The organism is Enterococcus sp. BWR-S5, from assembly GCF_016745255.1.
Taxonomy (GTDB): domain Bacteria; phylum Bacillota; class Bacilli; order Lactobacillales; family Enterococcaceae; genus Enterococcus_L.
The window spans coordinates 210,875-228,620 of record NZ_JADOEQ010000001.1 but is presented as its reverse complement, the minus strand read 5'-3'; the positions used below and the strand labels follow the sequence as shown (position 1 = coordinate 228,620).

Genomic DNA, 17,746 nt, shown 5'->3' with positions numbered 1-17,746 from the left:
AAAAGGATGTATAAAATGAAAAACACTCATTCAGGGATTGGCCATGCCACAGGAAAAATCATCCTCATTGGTGAACATTCCGTTGTCTATGGAGAGCCGGCTATTGCCTTTCCCTTTCACGCCGCTGCTGTGACTACTGTTGCTGTGCCCGCAGAAGAAATGCAGATAAATTGCACGTATTTCTCCGGCAAGCTGGCAGATGCACCTAAGCAGCTTCATAATATAAAAGAAAGTATTTTACAAACGCTGGCATTTTTAAAGAAAGAGGAAGACTTTTCTTTGACAATTACCAGTACAATTCCTCCTGAACGGGGCATGGGTTCTAGTGCTGCGGTTGCTGTTTCAGTCATTCGCAGTCTCTTTGACTATTACAACTACTCCTATTCCGAGGAAGAGTTAGCACACTTAGTGAGCAAAGCGGAAAAGATAGCCCACGGAAACCCAAGCGGGATTGATGCTGCAGCTACCAGTGGAAAACAGCCAATTTTCTTTATCAAAGGTGACGCTTTACAAACCTTTCCAATGGATATGAGCGATACTTGGTTGGTTGTCGCAGATACAGGAATCAAAGGGCAGACACGAGCAGCTGTAAAGGATGTCGCCCACCTATTCGAAACAAACAAACACGACACCAGTGCAAAAATCACAGCACTAGGACAGCTTACACGAAAGAGCAAGAAAGTGATTTTAGCCAATAATACGCAAGAGCTTGGCCGTATTATGAAGCAAGCACAGCAGCTTCTCACTGAGCTAACTGTCAGCCATCCGATGATTGAGAAATTAATCGCAGCGGCAAATGATGCCGGCGCACTAGGCGCAAAGCTGACAGGCGGCGGTCGCGGCGGCTGTGTGATTGCTCTAGCAGATTCTTCTTTTTCTGCACAAAAAATTGCAGCTGCACTTGAAACTTCCGGTGCAGTAAGTACTTGGATTCAGACATTGGAGGCACAAGCATGAGCATAGGAGCAGCGAGAGCTTATACCAATATCGCACTAATTAAATACTGGGGAAAACAGGATGAACAGTTGATTTTGCCCATGAATAGCAGTCTTTCCTTAACATTGGATGCTTTCTATACTGAAACCAGTGTACGGTTTACTTCAGAGCTTACAGCTGACCGCTTTTACTTAGACGGTCAACTGCAGAACGAAAAACAGACAAAGAAGGTCAGCAGTTTTCTCGATCTTATTCGTCATAAATACGACGTTCCGCAATTTGCAGAAATAACAAGCAACAATTTTGTTCCAACAGCTGCAGGTCTGGCATCCTCTGCCAGCGGATTAGCTGCTTTAGCGGGGGCTTGCAGTGCAGCGTTAGACCTGTCACTCTCACCTACAGAGCTTTCTATGTTGGCACGAAGAGGCTCCGGTTCTGCCTGTCGTAGTATTTTTGGTGGCTTTTCTGAATGGCAGAAAGGCGATTCAGACACTACCTCCTACGCTGTTCAAATCCCTTCCGATTCTTGGGAACAGGAGTTGGCAATGCTATTTATTTTAGTTGATGATGCACAAAAGGATGTATCCAGCAGAGACGGCATGAAGCGAACAGTCGAAACTTCTGTTTTTTATGAAGGCTGGCTGACAGCTGTTGCAGATGATTTAGTGAGCGCAAAGCAAGCAATCGCAACAAAGGATTTTACCTTGCTAGGAGAAACAGCTGAATCGAATGCCCTGCGTATGCATGCTACGACACTTGGCGCAACGCCGCCATTTACCTATTGGTCTCCAGACAGTCTAAAAGCCATGAATCTCGTTCGAGCCTGTCGGTTAGAAGGCATCCCTTGCTACTTCACCATGGATGCCGGTCCTAATGTCAAAGTCCTTGTGCAAAAAAAGGATGCTGACAGACTAACAGCTCGGTTTGCTGAGGAATTTAACGAGAATCAATTGGTCTTGGCACATGCGGGACCTGGGATAGAGATACTTGATTCAGAAAGGTCGTTGACATATGATTGAAATTTCTGCACCCGGCAAGCTGTTTATTTCAGGAGAATACGCAGTCGTTGAACCGGGACATCCAGCTGTGATTGTGGCTGTCGATCAATTCGTTACAGTCACTCTTGAAAAAGCACAAGGCGAAGGCAGTATTCAGTCAGAGCAATATCGTTCGATTCCTGTACGCTGGACAAGAAAGAATAATGAGCTCGTACTAGATATCCGTGAGAATCCATTCCACTATATTTTGGAAGCCATCCGCCTGACAGAAAAATATGCACAGGAGCAGGGAGCTCCGCTTTCCTTTTATCATCTGAAGGTGACAAGTGAATTGGATAATGCCAATGGACGAAAATACGGTCTCGGTTCAAGTGGTGCTGTCACAGTCGCTACAGTAAAAGCACTGAACGAATTTTATCACTTAGAATTAGACAACGAGAAAATATTCAAGCTGTCCGCACTTGCCCATTTGGCGGTACAAGGAAATGGTTCATGTGGTGATATTGCTGCCAGCTGTTATGGGGGTTGGATTGCCTTCTCCACCTTCAATCATCCATGGGTCAAGGAACAATTAAATCATCTGACACTACATCAGCTGTTAAACAGTGATTGGCCGAGCCTAATGATTGAGCCGCTTCCCGTACCAAAACAGTTAAGGCTTCTGATTGGCTGGACAGGGAGCCCCGCTTCCACTTCAGATTTAGTGGATCAGGTCCATCAGTCAAAAGGGAATAAAGAACTGTCCTATCAATCCTTTCTGGCTGAAAGTAAAGTCTGTGTCAATCAAATGATTCACGGCTTCAAAACAAATGATATCCGCACGATCCAGACAGCATTAAGAAAGAACCGTGAGCTGCTGCTTCAACTCACGGATTTGACAGGTGTAATCATTGAAACCCCTGCCTTGAAGAAGCTTTGTGATTTAGCGGAACAATTTGGTGGCGCTGCAAAATCATCCGGTGCAGGCGGCGGTGACTGCGGTATTGTACTATTTAAACAAAAATCGGGCATCTTACCCTTAGTCAGCGCATGGGAAAAACAGGAAATCACACCGTTACCGCTGCATGTCTATTTCTATGGAGGTCAAGAGCATGAAGAATCGAAAAGATGAACATTTATCCTTGGCAAAAGCCTTTCATAAGGAACACGAAAATGATTTCGATCACCTTCGTTTTGTCCATCATTCATTACCGGAGACAGATTTAGCCGCTGTAGATATTACTACCAGCTTTCTTGGTTTCTCTCTTCCTCAGCCTTTTTATATTAATGCCATGACGGGGGGCAGTGAGAAAACCAAAAGCATTAACCAGCAACTGGGAATTCTTGCAAGAGAAACCCATGTAATGATTGCGACAGGCTCTGTCAGTGCAGCACTAAAAGATTCCGATACAACTGAATCCTTTGCCATTATGCGAAAGGAAAACCCAAAAGGCATAATCTTTGCCAATCTCGGAGCAGGTGCTTCGTTACAGGATGCAGAAAGAGCCATCAACCTTTTTCAGGCGGATGGGCTGCAAATCCATCTAAACGTGCCTCAAGAACTGGTTATGCCTGAAGGGGATCGAGATTTCAGTAATTGGCTGACCACTATCGAGGAAATCGTTCATGGCCTCTCCGTTCCGGTCATTGTAAAAGAAGTTGGCTTTGGTATGAGCAGTGAAACCATTGAACAGCTATATCAAATTGGTGTGAAGGCCGTTGGTGTCAGTGGTCAGGGTGGCACTAGCTTTACTCAAATTGAAAACGCTCGTCGAAAAAAACGCGAGCTGGATTTTCTTACAGACTGGGGGCAATCAACTGTCCTTTCTTTGTTGGAATCTTACCGCCATCAAAAGGATATGGCGGTATTAGCGTCCGGCGGCATCAGAAATTCATTGGATATCGTCAAATGCCTAAGCCTTGGTGCTAAAAGTGCAGGTATTGCAGGAACTATTCTAAATGAACTGCTTACAAATGGTCTGGATTCAACCATTGATTTAGTGCGACAATGGCAGGATGAAATCAGGATGCTTTATACCCTTCTGGGAAAAAGAAAAACGGCGGACTTAGTAACAACCGACCTAATCTTCAATCGTTCACTTATCGATTGGTGTGAGAGCCGCGGTATTCCTTGGCGACAGTATGCACAGCGTAGTTAGTCAGTAACTATGCCGAAATAAACAAAAAGAAGGCTCGCTCAATAAGCGAGGCCTTCTTTTTGTTTAATCTACTTATTACGTCAAATCAGCACCATTGCTGGCAATAACTTTCTTATACCAGTCAAAGGAATCCTTTTTCGAACGAGCCAACGTACCTTTACCTTCATCGTCCAGATCAACATAGATAAAGCCGTAGCGTTTAGACATTTCGCTGGTACTTGCGCTGACAAGGTCAATACAGCCCCAAGGTGTGTAGCCCATCAGCTCAACGCCTTCATCAATCGCAATTTCCATTTCTTTGATATGGTCACGAAGATAATCAATGCGGTACGCATCATGGATACTGCCATCTGCCTCTACAACATCCTTTGCACCTAATCCGTTTTCTACGATGTAAAGCGGAATTTGATAGCGGTCGTAAAGTTTATGCAAAGTCACCCGCAAGCCGACAGGATCAATCTGCCAACCCCAGTCACTCGCTTTTAAGTAAGGATTTTTCTTCGAACCCAGCAGATTTCCGCCAACCTGATCGCTATCCTTCTCGTGTGTTGCAATGCTGCTCATGTAGTAACTGAAGGACATATAATCCACAGTGCCTTCCTTCAGCAGTTCATCGTCTCCCGCTTCTTTCTTAATCACAATATTATTGTCACGGAAGAATTTATTCATATAGCTTGGGTAATACCCACGAATTTGTACATCTGAATAGAACAGATTGGTATGATCACTGTAGATACTTTCCATGACATCCATTGGGTTGCAGGTATCTGGATAAGCTTCCATTCTTGCCAGCATACAGCCAATTTTCGCATCCGGAATAATTTCATGACATGCTTTTACAGCTAGTGCACTAGCCACAAATTGATGATGAGCTGCTTGGAATTGTGCCTGTAACAGATTTTCTGTTTTATCAGCCAAGATACCACCGCTCAAATAGCCAGTCATTCCGATAATATTGATTTCATTGAATGTCAGCCAATATTTCACTTTATTCTTATATCTTTCAAAAAGAACACGAGCATATTTTTCAAACGCTGCGATTGTCTCGCGACTCTCCCACCCATTCTGCTTAAATGCCAATTCAAGTGGAAACTCATAGTGGGAAATGGTTACTAGCGGCTCGATGTTATATTTCAAGCATTCATCAAATACTTTGTCGTAAAAGGCCAAACCCGCTTCATTCGGTTCACTCTCATCACCATTCGGGAAAATCCGAGGCCATGAAATTGATAATCGGAATGTTTTAAAGCCCATTTCTGCGAATAAAGCAATATCCTCTTTATAACGATGGTAAAAATCAATCCCATGACGTTTTGGATAAACACCTTCTTTATCTGCCATTGCCGCTTTAACATCGGCTGTCGTCATCGGTTTTGTAATAGCATGAATATCTGTCCCATTTTCTTTAATGTAACGCGCCGTATCTGCTGTTGACCAGCCCTTACCGTCTTCTAAAAAAGCTCCTTCAAATTGGTTGGCTGCTGTTGCGCCACCCCATAAAAAATCCTTAGGAAATCCGCTCATTCTTTTCATCCTTCCTCTTCTGTTCAAGTTTTGTCCATCCAACAAAAGAAACGAATCATTATTCGCCCGTTTCTTTAACCAAAATTATATATAGTGTATAATTGAGGCACTTGATTTCCTTTATCTTATCACAGGAAGAGCACATTTGATTTTCCTGTTTTTACAGCTATTTTCATTTTTCATAACCATTTTCACTCTTATGAAAATGACATCTATTGATTGGAGTGTTTGCTGTCTATGTTTGATATTTTTGATTTTTTAACCTATTTGAATACACATGGAAAAGATACTACTTATTCTAAAATCATTATTTTTCTTCTTACCCGCACAGAAGAGATTCCTGCTCTGACGATTTCTGAAATTGCAGACAGATGCTTTGTTTCCCCTGCAACATTGACACGCTTTGGTCGCCATTTTCATTTTGCCTCTTTCGCAGACTTGCGAGATGCCCTGCAGCAGCTCAACAGTCTCACACCTTATAGCGGCTTACGAATGAATGAAAAAGATTTTCAACTATTACAAAAAGACCCTAAGGCTTATTTAACCAGTTATAGTGAAGAAATCACTGCATCGATTCAGGACGTCCTTGAAACGATTGACATTGAAGAAATTGATCAGCTCCTTCATAGAATTCACACGGCTTCTGAAGTGGTATTGATTGGCTACAGTGCAACACTTGAGTTAGCCAAAGAGGTACAAACCTCCTTTTTATCCAGCAGAAAAATCCTTTATATAGGAGAAACGGAACAGCTGCAAAAGGACTTGATTGAGCACTTGGATAAACAGGCATTGATTATTGTCATTTCCTCTTACGGTACCTTATTGACAAAAAATCCCGCCTTGATTCGAACAATCAGCCAGAGTCCTGCTGATTCCATTTTCATTACACAAAATACTAAAAACACGTTAACCAATCAATTTACACAGACCATTCGAGTAACAAAGGAGAATTATGTCCAAATCGGCACTTACCCGCTGACTTTCTTTTTTGATTACTTCACACGCAGATATGTCAGTTTGTATGACTGACATTAATGCCATGTCCTACAAAAAAAGGAAAGCGAGGCTTCTTGCCCCGCTTTCCTTTTCTGGTTAGCTTTCCATTTCCATCTATAGCGAACGAATCAGGATAACTTCTCCCTCATCATCCTTCTCGCCAGTTTCTTTAAAACCAAGCTTACGATAGACATTTAGCGCAGTTGTATTTTGTTCATGACAGGACAAGCCAATACTTGTTCCTTTCCCAAACGGTGCTGTTTGAAAATAGGCAATGACTTCCGCCAATGCGGCTGTCCCATAACCTTTTCCTTGCTGGTTTTTATCAATCAGCATATGCCAGATACAATACATACCGTCTGACGGATCATAAATGGTTGACACATAACCGACCAGCTCCTGACCGTCATAAATACCAAATGGTCGACAATACTCATGATTTACATAAGCATATGCCAGACTTTTGGCCACGGGTGCAACAAATGACTGCTGCTGCTCAAGCACAGACAGCAAAAGACATGAATCAATCGTTTCCTTCGTTACTGGTTTTAGTTGAATCGTTGTCATAGGTGCATCATTCTCCCTTTTCATTTTTATTCAATACAGTGTCCCAATCTCTACCTACATCGACAAAGCCCAATTGATGATAGATATTCTCTGCAATGGTATTTCCTTCTGTGACAACCAGATATGCTGCGTCAAACTCCTGAGATAATGACTGGATTACTTCCTTCAAAATCACGGTCGACAGCCGCTTGCCACGATCCTGCGAACGGACTGACACATAAATAATCAAAGGTATTTCTCGAAAGAAGCTGACTAGTCCGCAGCCTTGAAATTCGCCGCTTTTGGCATCAATAGAGATAAAAGAGTGTTCACCAAGAAACTTGCCGTACTTTCCGTTAAGCATTGCTGTCACCTCTTGTTCCATTTCTTCCGGTGTTTCTCCAAGATCATCTATCGTTCCATGAAAGGTTTCCCACAACAACCAAGCCAATTCTTTTTGTTGCTTCGCTGATAGTTTTTCAAGATTGATAAACTGCTCTACTGATTTTCTATAGGGCTGATTTTCTGAATTCAGCTCTCTTTTCATAATGATTTTTTGTCTCATCGTATTTTTCCAACCTTCTTAACCTTTAAAATTATAAAGGGGCTTGATAATTTCCTGTATTTCAACACTTGGCTGAATATCTTCCAGCAGCTGTTTAACAGGCTTGTATGCTTTCGGTGCTTCATCAACCGTTTTCTTCGAAACGGAGGTTGTCCAGATATTCTTCATGACATGCTGATAGCTTTCAAGGCTGATTTGTCTCTTTGCTTCGGAACGACTCATCTGCCGACCTGCGCCGTGAGGACCTGAAAAATTCCATTCCAGGTTACCCTTTCCGACACCCAAGATACTGCCATCCTTCATATTCAACGGAATAATCAGCTGCTCATTTTTTTGAGCAGAGACCGCTCCTTTTCTCAAAATCCCCTGTGTCATATCAATATAGTTATGAGGGCAATCAAAGCTGTCAATAATCGCCTTCTTCCACTTCATCCCCTTTAGGATAATCTCTCCCATCAAGCGGCGATTCTCAGCTGCATACTCTTGGGCAATCTTCATATCTGACAAATAGTGTGTCATTGCCTCACCGGTTAAGTAGGACAATTCATAAGGCATTTTGATTTCTTCCCGTTCTCGTTCCAGCTCTTCTGCCAACTGCAGATTATTTTTCTTCTGCGCATGTTTTCTTTCCAGCTTCAGTTCTTTTCTTCGGTCTGATAGTGCTTGATAGGCCACTTCCTGATGATACTCTGCAACTTCTTTTCCAAGTACACGACTACCGCTGTGAATCACCAAATAATAGGCATCTTTTCCTTCATTAACCTCGATAAAGTGATTGCCACCACCCAATGTTCCCAAGCTCCGCAAAGCCCAGCCTTTATGAATCGGCGCATGGATACCACCAAGCTCAAAATCTGCTGCAGCTTTACTATGTGTCTGACTGCCATTTGGGATTCTGGTACGAATAATTCGATCCAGCTTATCAAAGTTCAGCTTCACGCTCTTTTTCATTTTCACGACATACAGACCACAGCCAATATCTACACCAACTAGATTAGGCACTACTTTATCACCAATTGTCATAGTCGTTCCAATCACACAGCCTGTTCCGCTATGGGTATCCGGCATGATTCTGATGGTGCTTTCCTTAGTAAACGCCTGATTGCACAAGCCAATAATCTGACCAATTGTTCCTTCACTGACTAAATCTGTATAGACTGCTGCTTCGTTATATTTTCCTTGTAATGTTAACATTCTGCTTCCTCTTTCAGCAGCTGCGGTAATTTCTTTATTCCACCACAGCATGTTTATTTTGACGTAGAGGACAGATGATTTTTTGTTCTGACCTATACGTTTGTTACGCTCACTTTTCTCTTTGTTCCAATCATTGGTAACACCTCCGCTTAAATTTAACCTTTCACTATTTCTTCCGTGCTGAAAAGCACAAAAAGACCCGTTGATCTCGAAAAATGATCAACGGGTCTTTTTATCTGAAAACAGATGAAATTTATACTGTAGAGAGTACATGAAAATCATTTCCACACACACTAACAGCATTACCTATTACACAATCATTCTTCATTTTTCTACTGATATGTTTGTTTTGGTTCATCATAATCATGTCTCTCCTTTCTTCATTAAGTTAATGTTTGTCTCTTCAAAACTATGAAAAAAACAAACAAGTAATAAAACACTTACTTCGTTATGTTACCATGTCGCTTTACTTACTGTCAAACACTTATTTTATACCTTTAGCGTTAGTGATGTTCATTTTCTTGTTCTCAAATAATCTTTTTCTGGGGTCAGCGAATTGCTAAATCATCTATTTACACTTTTTATGGAATGCTCAACCTCTATCCGATCACTTTCGAAATAAGTGTAGGCTCCTTCCGGCAACACCCAATTAACAGTCACTTTGCTAGGTAAAAAAAACTCGTTTTGTTTTTGATACTTCTCGTAAGTGACAAACCAAGGAACGAGCTTGCTGCCTTTTCCATTATCATCCATGTAACGGTCTTCCGTATCAAAGCGAACGATGTTGCCTCGGTCATCAAAAGTGAATTGACCTGTAGCGGATACACCCTTCCAAGTAATTGTTCCGGCAACTGTCGTGTCATCAACCGCTGTCCACGAAACAAAATCCTGTAAAAACAATGCCGGCATAAATACTGCATCTGCCAGTGCCGTAATCAACTGCCCTTGATCCATTTCCGGTCCTGTTGATTGAAACAATTGAACCTGCTTAGCCAAAACACCAGTCATTGACCCAACCCCATCAATCGTACTGTCCTTTGCCTGAAGCGGCAAGCCGAACATCCGCGCAGTCAAAAATGCGTGGCGATCCGGACGGCTGACAAAATTGACCTGTTGAAAATCAATAGCCATTGGCTCCTTCTCTTGAGATAAGCGAAACTTCGTATTATAAAAATGAATCAGCATGTTACTCATTAATGGTTTATCCAAATAACCAGCGTTCTCAATATGCCTTTGTAACGGATCGGGAAGCTCTTTGATTGTTTCTGCTGTAAAGCTTTTCGGCTCAAGCGATTCCTTCTCCGTTTTTTTAATTGACACAGTAACTTCATTCAGATATTGTCGCCAAAGCTTGCCTCCGGGAATTGCTAGATAAACGACGCCTATTCCAAAAAGCACCAGTATAAGTCCAACGATTAGCATTTTATTCCACCTTCTTTTTTTATAACTATTTTCCATCCGTTTCACCCAAATGCTGCTGCTCCATCCGTTCGATATTTGTCTGCAACTGAAGAATTCCTCTGAACAAGCCTGTCATGCTCTCTTCATCAATTCCTTGAAACAAGTCTGATAAAAAGGCTTCTTCCAGCGCTCCCCGTTCAGCAAAATAGGCTCGACAATAATCTGTAATCGAAAGAACAACTGCCCGCCGATCCTGCGGGTGCTTCGTAAGCGCAAGAAAACCTTGTTTCTCTAAAATCACAGCCATTTTTTTGATATTTTGATGGGAGCTGCCGATTATTTCAGCCGCTTCGCTCACCGTAAGTGCCTGATTCTCACTTTTGGAAATAACCGCAATCAACATCCATTGCTTGATTGTCATATAATCTTCCAGCTTATCGCCAAGCTTCTGCACTCTGTTTGCCAATGTAAAAATGCTGGCAAATATGTATTCTCTTTCGGGTATATTCATTATAAATCGCTCCTCTAAAAAGATAACTAGTTACCTAATTATATAACTGGTTATCTTTTATGTCAATACACCCTTTATGATGTCACTCCAAATCACCTAGATACACAGAAAAACGCACACTTGGAAAAATTCCAAGTGTGCGTTAAATAATCTAATTACCCGTTGTAAGCATCAATGATGATTTGTTTCAATTCACTGATTAGAGGCTCTTTAGGGTTAGCAGTTGTACATTGGTCTTCGTAAGCCAATTCAGCCATACGATCAACAGTAGAATCCAATGTTTCTTGAGTCACGCCTTGCGCTTTCAAGCTCATGTCGATTCCTACAGCAGTACCTAAGTCAGCAACAGCTTTCACTAAAGCGTCTACCAATTCCGCAGTGTTCTTACCTTTCAGACCTAAGAATTTCGCAATGTCAGCGTAATCTGTGTCTGCACGGAAGTAGTCATATTTAGGGAACATTGCATGTTTTGAAGGATCTTTGGCATTGTAACGGATGATATGAGGCAATAGAATTGCGTTCGTACGTCCGTGAGGAATACCATATTCTCCACCAATTTTATGCGCTACTGAGTGACAAATTCCCAAGAAAGCATTCGCGAATGCCATACCAGCCATTGTAGAAGCGTTATGCATTTTTTCACGAGATTCCATATCAGGAGTTTTCACTGATTTTTCAAGATAATCAAACGTAAGTTTAATTGCTTGTAAGCTTAGTCCACGAGTGTAGTCAGATGCCATAACAGATACATAAGACTCAATCGCGTGTGTCAATACGTCCATACCAGTATCAGCAGTTACTGATGCAGGAACTGACATAACGAATTGAGGGTCAACGATTGCTACGTCCGGAGTCAAAGCATAGTCAGCCAATGGATATTTCACGTGCGTATCGCTATCAGTAATAACGGCAAAAGGTGTTACCTCTGAACCGGTACCTGAAGTTGTAGGGATACATACAAACTGAGTTTTCTCAGGTTTATCAATCTTGTACGTACGTTTACGGATATCCAAGAATTTTTGTTTCGCGCCGAAGAATGAAGTATCTGGGTGCTCATAGAACATCCACATTCCTTTCGCAGCATCCATTGCAGAACCCCCACCTAAAGCGATGATTGTATCTGGTTTGAAGTCTGCCATTACTTTTGTTCCGGCATAAACAGTATTTGTAGATGGGTTAGGTTCCACATCAGAGAATACTTCGATTTTCACATCATTTTTACGTTTTTGCAATTCTTTACGAACTGTATCAGCATAACCGAATTGAACCATACCTGGGTCACAAACGATCATAACACGTTCAACATTTTCCATTTTTTGCAAGTACTGTAATGAGTTCTTTTCAAAGAAAATTTTTGGTGGTAATTTAAACCATTGCATATTATTTCTCCGTTTCGCCACAGTTTTGATGTTGATCAGGTTGATTGCAGATACGTTTTTAGATACAGAGTTTTTACCGTAAGAACCACAACCTAGTGTCAATGATGGAATCATTTCGTTGTAGATGTTACCAATACCACCCTCAGCAGATGGAGAGTTAACCAATACACGACAAGCTTTCATACGAATACCGAATTTGATTTGCAGGTCTTCGTCTTCTGTATGGATAACAGCTGTATGTCCTAATCCGCCCAATTCAAGCATTGCTTCACATAAATCAAAGGCATGTGCTGAATCTTTTGCTTTCATCATTGCTAAAACTGGAGATAGTTTTTCACGTGAAAGTGGGTACTCAGGTCCGGCACCTTCAAGCTCAGCAACTAAGATTTTAGTTCCGGCAGGTACTTTGATACCCGCTAATTTTGCGATATGTTCAGCAGAGTAACCTACGATTGCAGGGTTTACTGCATATTTACCTTCGTTCATTACAGCATCTTCAAGTTTTTGTAATTCGTTTGGTTTCACGAAGTATACTTGATGTGCTTCAAATTCAGCTTTTACAGCTGCGTATACATCTTTGTCTACGATAACTGCTTGCTCAGACGCACAAATCATACCATTATCAAAAGATTTAGAAACGATTAAATCGTTTACTGCACGTTTGATTTTTGCAGATTTTTCGATGTATGCAGGTACGTTACCAGCACCAACACCTAAAGCCGGTTTACCAGTTGAGTAAGCTGATTTAACCATTCCAGGACCACCTGTTGCCAATACGATTGCAACGCCAGGGTGGTTCATCAACATAGAAGTTGCATCGATTGATGGTTGTTCAATCCATTGTACACAGTTCTCAGGAGCGCCAGCTGCAATCGCTGCATCACGAACGATACGAGCTGCTTCAGCAGAACATTTTTGAGCGCTTGGATGGAAGGCAAAAACGATTGGGTTACCAGTTTTTAAAGCGATCATTGCTTTAAAAATAGTAGTAGATGTTGGGTTAGTTGTAGGTGTAACACCACAAACAACTCCAACAGGTCCAGCGATTTCAATCAAACCTGTTTGCTCATCGTTACTGATTACGCCAACTGTTTTGTTATGTTTGATACTGTTCCAGATATATTCAGAAGCATACATATTCTTGATTGCTTTATCTTCAACGATTCCACGACCAGTTTCCTCAACTGCCATTTTTGCAAGAGGCATATGCTGATCCAAAGCAGCCATTGCCATTTCGTGTACAATATGGTCAACTTTTTCTTGATCGAAGCTTTCCATTTCTTTCAAAGCAACATTTGCTTTGGCAGCCAGCTCATCAATCATTGTTTGAACGTCAAGAGCTTTTGTTTCTTCTTTTTTCTTCGTTTTTGCCATTGTAATCCTCCTAAGAAAATTTATCATTAATTTGTTTGTTAACTATTTCACATTCACATCATACAACATTCTCGTTTTCTTGTAAATAGTTTTTTGTGATTTTTTTCACAGTTTATAAAAATTTATTTTTCAAAGCGTTTTCAACAGAAAAACATTATAATATTAAGACCCATCCACTGAGTTTTCATTTTCAACTCAGTGGATGGGTCTCAAAACGATTATTTCCTTATTCCATTTAATAACACACTTTATTTTGTTCACAATTCCACAATCTAGTCATATACTACATTCTTTTGTAGTACATACCCGTCGATTCCGGCAAGGTTTCTTCAAAACTAAACAGGATGAGCTAATCATCTTCCATATCAGTATCCCAAGACTCCTTCACATACGCTAGCGTCTCCGCTTCTTTCAAGCTAAGCTTGTTTGCTTCTTCAAAACTCATTGACAGCAACTCAGAATATTTCTGCTGAAATTCTTTTGAGGTCGACCATGTTTCCATACCATTATATCGTCATTTAGTACATAAAATGCATTAATTTGAAGTTCTTGTAGGCGCTAGGAATCCTTTTTTTCAGTCAATACTCCCACGGTTCCTCTTCTGCCAGCATCGTTACTACTTCTTTTAAACTTAATTCATTGGCTTCATCATATGTTAAGCATAGTATGTCTTTATGCTTCTTCTCAAACATTTCTACAGACTGCCAACTTTCTAATCCATCCTCACTTATTCTCCCGCCTAAATCCTTTGCAAGTTTGATTGCCAGAATGTACAGTGCTCTCTTGTCTACAGTAAGAATAGTAATATGTTTTGAACCCAATTCAATTACATCTTTTTCACGCAGGGCCTCTATTTCGATATCTTCATTCTCAATAGGATTTTTTATGAGTTTCCAACGGCTATCATTGAGCCATTTATCTATTTTCAAAGTTAAGAAAAAATTTTCTTGTAATGTTTCATCATTTCCAACATGAGATATCTCTAACTCTTTTCCATTTTTTTCTTTAAACCACATAGCTTCAGCTAATTCACGATACCCCAGAGTTGTTTTCTTTCCACATGTTTCTACATATATTTTCATATTCTCACCTCTATTTTGCTTTTAACCAAACCCAAGCACGGTAAATATTGTCTACTAATTCGTCAAGTTTTCCTTTACCTATTCCTTTTTTTATAAATTTAGGAATTTCATTATAAATACTAGCTCTATCTGTAATTTTATCAACATCTATTCTATAATCCAAAGGAGATCTTTTACCATGCCCAGTCTGAATTTGAATTTTATCCCCATCTGGTTCTGCATCTACTCTGATTTTAGATTTCTTCCCATCCACTCGACCTTCTATCGGCTTACCAAAAGTCTTACTGGTAATCTTCCCATTATTTGAGAATTGTACAAAATCCTTTAAAGTTAGTGTATCAGTTAAAGTAGCTGATCCGCTTTCGATCGCTACACCACCTGAAACAGTGACGGCTCCGTAAGAGCCATCATTAAACCTGACAAGTACTCTGTTACCAACCGCTCCAACAATTTCACTAATAATTCTTTTTATACCACTACTAAAAGTAAGAGAAGTTCCGATAAAAAGAACGAATTGACTGAGCTTGTCTTCTGCAATACGTTGTCTCAGTATTGCCGCCATTTCATTTTTCAAAAGCTCATTGTACACTGTTGTTGCATCTCCATCAAAAATCCCATTAGTATAGACTTCGTATGTCGTTCCACCTAACGAATTTTTGCCTTCCTTAACTTCTAGCTGTACATTTTTCCCTTTATTTTTTTCTCGCTCACTCCATTTTTTCTGAACCGGCTTGACCCACGTCATATCCAATCTCGAAATATCAAATGTTCCGGAAGAAGCATTCCATGCGCCACCTTTACTCAACGCAGCAATCGCCGCCTCCAAGTTTGCTATATTCGCTTCTGCCTCAGAAAATATACTGGCTGACTCGCTATTAAAATCATAGAACTTATCTAATCTCTCCTGTAGCTTGTCAATACTAGCCTGTGCTCGCATACACGCTTGTTCCATCCGTGGATTTGACTTCTCTAGATTGTCTAACACTTCAAGATATGAATCTCTCAGTTGCTTTCCTTGCTGTATCTGCTCCAGTAACCGATCTTCTTCCGTATCTCCACCACCGACACTCGATTGATACATCGCCGGATACTTCGTGTGCGCTTCATTAAGTGATTCTGCTGCCAAGGTCAACGCATTAGATAGCGGTGGATATACGACCCTAAAATAATTTCTGGCTGAGTCATAGGTTTTACTTGATAGTGGTGCATTCAAAAAGTGATTCACACTATCTTTCAATGTGCCCGCATGTTGAATATACTCATTTGCCAGTTTTACAGCGGCGCTTGACTGTGTTTGAACTTCACCAACAAAATAACTAAGCCCCATCTATTTTCTCTCCTTCTTTATAGAGATTCTCCTTATCATCCTCTTTACTCATAGCAATCCGTTTTCTTTCCCATAACAATTCATCTTCAGCTAGTGATAATTGCTTTTCTTCCTGCCTTAATTCCTCTCGATCATTTTCGATTTCCAAAAAGTTCTGTCGATGTAGCCCCTTGACTTCATCCTCTTCGGATAGGAAATAGTGCTTCATCTCCTCATCCTCTGCTGTTTGAAGAATGGTAGAAAGAAAAACATCATGCTGCATCGATAAACGTTGACAATCTTGTTCCAGCTCTTCTAACCGCCATTGCTGTTTACGATTTAATTCTTGATTTATTTCCACCTTGGAAAGCTGTTGATTGATTTGTTCCTCTTCTATCGTGATTCCCATCAAAATTTACCTGGTCCAGATAGAATAGTTAATCCATCGAATCCCTTGCCTAGCTTCTGATCGATTGCGGCAAATTCTTCCGCAACAGAATGGATATTGTTACCATCTCTAGCCAACGCATTGGATATCTGTTGACCAACAACACTCATCCGTTGTATCGTGTTTTGTGCATTGCTTTGTCCGGAGACATTTGTTTGTCCGGCACTGGCTGCCGGCAAAGAAACACTATTCAACGCACTGGCCGCCTGACTGAACTGCTGTGAAGCTGCACCAGCGATTGTCACATTCACATCTAAGTTACTCATTTGTAATTCACTCCTTTTCTATAGTTTAAATTAACTAACTATTCGTATCAAGAGTATTTTAAAAATGTAAAAAAGACCAAAAAAACAGCCCTCAAAAATGTCTGGCATTTCCCGAGTGCTGTTCTGTCTATATTCACTTTTTCCTCACAAGGCTCTTCTTATAAAAGATCCTTGATATCTGTCCAATCGTTTAGCTGGAATGGACTTGTTTGAGCAACTAGCTGCTGATAGTCGAAGAAATCATTTGGCTCAATATGTAAAATGTCACGTTTGCATTCTTTGATGGATAATCGTTGACGATTTTTCCAGCGGTATAAAAGCAGGTAGTCGAGTAGTTCATTCTCATTTACCCCTTGATAGCCGTTTTCTTGAAAGGAGCGGCATTTCATTTTGATTTCTTTTGATAAAAGTACCTTTTGATGCCAAGATAACTTTTGAGCTTGAATCTTAATCCCCTCCCTAACTTCGTACAGAAAAACTTTGCAGAAGAATGACGCTTCTAGTAAAACGCCCTCTGATTTCAGCTCAAATAAGACATTTTTCCCTATCTTATTCGGACATAAAGGCCAAGCCGCATTTCAGCAGCTCAGCCTTCGTAATTTCTAAATTAATAAACAATGTGTTTATTCTTTCGTTTCGTCTACAGAGTCCACTGAATCTGTTGATTCTGTCGGTTCAGTAATTGTTTCCTGTTTTTCAAGAACAACAGGCTCTTGTTCAACTACTGTTGATGTCGCTGCAGTATTTGGTTTTACAGTACGAATTGCATTTTGGTCAAATTCTAAAAGAATGCCTTCGCAATCGATGAAAACTGTTTTGCTGACATTGTCCATTTCAGAAACAACCCCGTGCAAACCACCGATTGTTACTACTTTGTCCCCAACTTTCATACTATTTAAAAGTGACTGACGTTCCTGCTGCTGTTTCTTTTGAGAACGAGACATCCAGAACATCATACCGCCCAAAAGGACTAATGTAAAAATCATTGTAATTCCGCCGCCCATTTTTTTCACCTCACCATATATAATTAATCTAATTTTAACTGTAACAAAATTTCCTTGAGAACACTAGCGTTTTACTAT

The 17,746-nt window shown here is 40.7% G+C and carries 19 protein-coding genes; 5 read left to right on the top strand and 14 right to left on the bottom strand.

Annotated features, from left to right (window positions below; translation table 11 throughout):
- Positions 1-15: 15 nt before the first annotated feature.
- The 4 genes from mvk to fni are packed head-to-tail and all read left to right on the top strand — an operon-like array spanning position 16 to position 4,072.
- Positions 16-957, top strand: a complete 942-nt coding sequence (gene mvk, locus IW510_RS01205; protein ID WP_202055923.1) for a mevalonate kinase — start codon at positions 16-18, stop codon at positions 955-957.
- Positions 954-1,955 carry a diphosphomevalonate decarboxylase gene (gene mvaD, locus IW510_RS01200; RefSeq protein ID WP_202055921.1) on the top strand — a complete coding sequence of 334 codons (1,002 nt, stop codon included), beginning with the start codon at positions 954-956 and terminating at the stop codon, positions 1,953-1,955. The genes mvk and mvaD overlap by 4 nt, the downstream gene beginning before the upstream one ends.
- Complete coding sequence (locus IW510_RS01195; RefSeq protein ID WP_202055919.1) at positions 1,948-3,045, top strand: phosphomevalonate kinase; 1,098 nt, start codon at positions 1,948-1,950, stop codon at positions 3,043-3,045. Before mvaD ends, IW510_RS01195 begins: the two co-directional genes overlap by 8 nt.
- A complete protein-coding gene (fni, locus tag IW510_RS01190; protein ID WP_202055917.1) occupies positions 3,026-4,072 on the top strand; it encodes a type 2 isopentenyl-diphosphate Delta-isomerase in 1,047 nt (348 codons plus the stop codon). The genes IW510_RS01195 and fni overlap by 20 nt, the downstream gene beginning before the upstream one ends.
- A gap of 75 nt (positions 4,073-4,147) precedes the next feature.
- On the opposite strand, the gene IW510_RS01185 is transcribed toward fni, so the two are convergent.
- Positions 4,148-5,596, bottom strand: coding sequence for a glycoside hydrolase family 1 protein (locus tag IW510_RS01185; protein ID WP_202056569.1), 1,449 nt, complete (start codon positions 5,594-5,596; stop codon positions 4,148-4,150).
- Between the two features lie 237 nt (positions 5,597-5,833).
- Between IW510_RS01185 and IW510_RS01180 the strand changes: the two genes are divergently transcribed.
- Positions 5,834-6,625 carry a MurR/RpiR family transcriptional regulator gene (locus IW510_RS01180; RefSeq protein WP_202055912.1) on the top strand — a complete coding sequence of 264 codons (792 nt, stop codon included), beginning with the start codon at positions 5,834-5,836 and terminating at the stop codon, positions 6,623-6,625.
- 81 nt (positions 6,626-6,706) lie between these two features.
- Here the strand turns inward: IW510_RS01180 and IW510_RS01175 are convergent, their stop codons facing one another.
- The 13 genes from IW510_RS01175 to yajC form a co-directional block, all read right to left on the bottom strand.
- Positions 6,707-7,159 carry a GNAT family N-acetyltransferase gene (locus IW510_RS01175; protein WP_202055911.1) on the bottom strand — a complete coding sequence of 151 codons (453 nt, stop codon included), beginning with the start codon at positions 7,157-7,159 and terminating at the stop codon, positions 6,707-6,709.
- Positions 7,160-7,166: 7 nt separating this feature from the next.
- Positions 7,167-7,703, bottom strand: coding sequence for a GNAT family N-acetyltransferase (locus tag IW510_RS01170; protein WP_202055910.1), 537 nt, complete (start codon positions 7,701-7,703; stop codon positions 7,167-7,169).
- A gap of 18 nt (positions 7,704-7,721) precedes the next feature.
- Positions 7,722-8,897 (bottom strand): RtcB family protein, encoded by a 1,176-nt coding sequence (locus tag IW510_RS01165; protein ID WP_202055909.1) that lies wholly within the window; start codon positions 8,895-8,897, stop codon positions 7,722-7,724.
- A 564-nt stretch (positions 8,898-9,461) separates the two neighbouring features.
- Positions 9,462-10,319, bottom strand: coding sequence for a DUF6544 family protein (locus IW510_RS01160; RefSeq protein ID WP_202055905.1), 858 nt, complete (start codon positions 10,317-10,319; stop codon positions 9,462-9,464).
- Positions 10,320-10,344: 25 nt separating this feature from the next.
- On the bottom strand, positions 10,345-10,809 hold the full coding sequence (locus IW510_RS01155; RefSeq protein WP_202055904.1) for a MarR family winged helix-turn-helix transcriptional regulator: 465 nt from the start codon (positions 10,807-10,809) through the stop codon (positions 10,345-10,347).
- Between the two features lie 155 nt (positions 10,810-10,964).
- Positions 10,965-13,562, bottom strand: a complete 2,598-nt coding sequence (adhE, locus tag IW510_RS01150; RefSeq protein WP_202055900.1) for a bifunctional acetaldehyde-CoA/alcohol dehydrogenase — start codon at positions 13,560-13,562, stop codon at positions 10,965-10,967.
- A gap of 349 nt (positions 13,563-13,911) precedes the next feature.
- Positions 13,912-14,064 (bottom strand): hypothetical protein, encoded by a 153-nt coding sequence (locus IW510_RS01145; protein WP_202055896.1) that lies wholly within the window; start codon positions 14,062-14,064, stop codon positions 13,912-13,914.
- 76 nt (positions 14,065-14,140) lie between these two features.
- Positions 14,141-14,644 carry a hypothetical protein gene (locus IW510_RS01140; protein ID WP_202055894.1) on the bottom strand — a complete coding sequence of 168 codons (504 nt, stop codon included), beginning with the start codon at positions 14,642-14,644 and terminating at the stop codon, positions 14,141-14,143.
- Between the two features lie 10 nt (positions 14,645-14,654).
- Positions 14,655-15,971, bottom strand: coding sequence for a hypothetical protein (locus tag IW510_RS01135; RefSeq protein WP_202055891.1), 1,317 nt, complete (start codon positions 15,969-15,971; stop codon positions 14,655-14,657).
- The gene (locus tag IW510_RS01130; RefSeq protein WP_202055890.1) at positions 15,961-16,359 is read right to left on the bottom strand and encodes a DUF3958 family protein; all 399 of its coding nucleotides are present in this window, start codon (positions 16,357-16,359) and stop codon (positions 15,961-15,963) included. Before IW510_RS01130 ends, IW510_RS01135 begins: the two co-directional genes overlap by 11 nt.
- Entirely contained in the window at positions 16,359-16,664 is a 306-nt protein-coding gene (locus tag IW510_RS01125) for a TIGR04197 family type VII secretion effector (protein ID WP_202055888.1), read from the bottom strand. The genes IW510_RS01130 and IW510_RS01125 overlap by 1 nt, the downstream gene beginning before the upstream one ends.
- 158 nt (positions 16,665-16,822) lie before the next feature.
- Positions 16,823-17,110, bottom strand: a complete 288-nt coding sequence (locus IW510_RS01120) for a post-transcriptional regulator (protein WP_202056566.1) — start codon at positions 17,108-17,110, stop codon at positions 16,823-16,825.
- Positions 17,111-17,287: 177 nt separating this feature from the next.
- A complete protein-coding gene (gene yajC / locus IW510_RS01115; RefSeq protein WP_202055887.1) occupies positions 17,288-17,668 on the bottom strand; it encodes a preprotein translocase subunit YajC in 381 nt (126 codons plus the stop codon).
- Positions 17,669-17,746: the final 78 nt, after the last annotated feature.

Coding starts and splice junctions, on each gene's coding strand:
- mvk (WP_202055923.1), top strand. CDS start 16: ATGAAAAACACTCATTCAGGGATTGGCCATGCCACAGGAAAAATCATC.
- mvaD (WP_202055921.1), top strand. CDS start 954: ATGAGCATAGGAGCAGCGAGAGCTTATACCAATATCGCACTAATTAAA.
- IW510_RS01195 (WP_202055919.1), top strand. CDS start 1,948: ATGATTGAAATTTCTGCACCCGGCAAGCTGTTTATTTCAGGAGAATAC.
- fni (WP_202055917.1), top strand. CDS start 3,026: ATGAAGAATCGAAAAGATGAACATTTATCCTTGGCAAAAGCCTTTCAT.
- IW510_RS01185 (WP_202056569.1), bottom strand. CDS start 5,596: ATGAGCGGATTTCCTAAGGATTTTTTATGGGGTGGCGCAACAGCAGCC.
- IW510_RS01180 (WP_202055912.1), top strand. CDS start 5,834: ATGTTTGATATTTTTGATTTTTTAACCTATTTGAATACACATGGAAAA.
- IW510_RS01175 (WP_202055911.1), bottom strand. CDS start 7,159: ATGACAACGATTCAACTAAAACCAGTAACGAAGGAAACGATTGATTCA.
- IW510_RS01170 (WP_202055910.1), bottom strand. CDS start 7,703: ATGAGACAAAAAATCATTATGAAAAGAGAGCTGAATTCAGAAAATCAG.
- IW510_RS01165 (WP_202055909.1), bottom strand. CDS start 8,897: ATGTTAACATTACAAGGAAAATATAACGAAGCAGCAGTCTATACAGAT.
- IW510_RS01160 (WP_202055905.1), bottom strand. CDS start 10,319: ATGCTAATCGTTGGACTTATACTGGTGCTTTTTGGAATAGGCGTCGTT.
- IW510_RS01155 (WP_202055904.1), bottom strand. CDS start 10,809: ATGAATATACCCGAAAGAGAATACATATTTGCCAGCATTTTTACATTG.
- adhE (WP_202055900.1), bottom strand. CDS start 13,562: ATGGCAAAAACGAAGAAAAAAGAAGAAACAAAAGCTCTTGACGTTCAA.
- IW510_RS01145 (WP_202055896.1), bottom strand. CDS start 14,064: ATGGAAACATGGTCGACCTCAAAAGAATTTCAGCAGAAATATTCTGAG.
- IW510_RS01140 (WP_202055894.1), bottom strand. CDS start 14,644: ATGAAAATATATGTAGAAACATGTGGAAAGAAAACAACTCTGGGGTAT.
- IW510_RS01135 (WP_202055891.1), bottom strand. CDS start 15,971: ATGGGGCTTAGTTATTTTGTTGGTGAAGTTCAAACACAGTCAAGCGCC.
- IW510_RS01130 (WP_202055890.1), bottom strand. CDS start 16,359: ATGGGAATCACGATAGAAGAGGAACAAATCAATCAACAGCTTTCCAAG.
- IW510_RS01125 (WP_202055888.1), bottom strand. CDS start 16,664: ATGAGTAACTTAGATGTGAATGTGACAATCGCTGGTGCAGCTTCACAG.
- yajC (WP_202055887.1), bottom strand. CDS start 17,668: ATGGGCGGCGGAATTACAATGATTTTTACATTAGTCCTTTTGGGCGGT.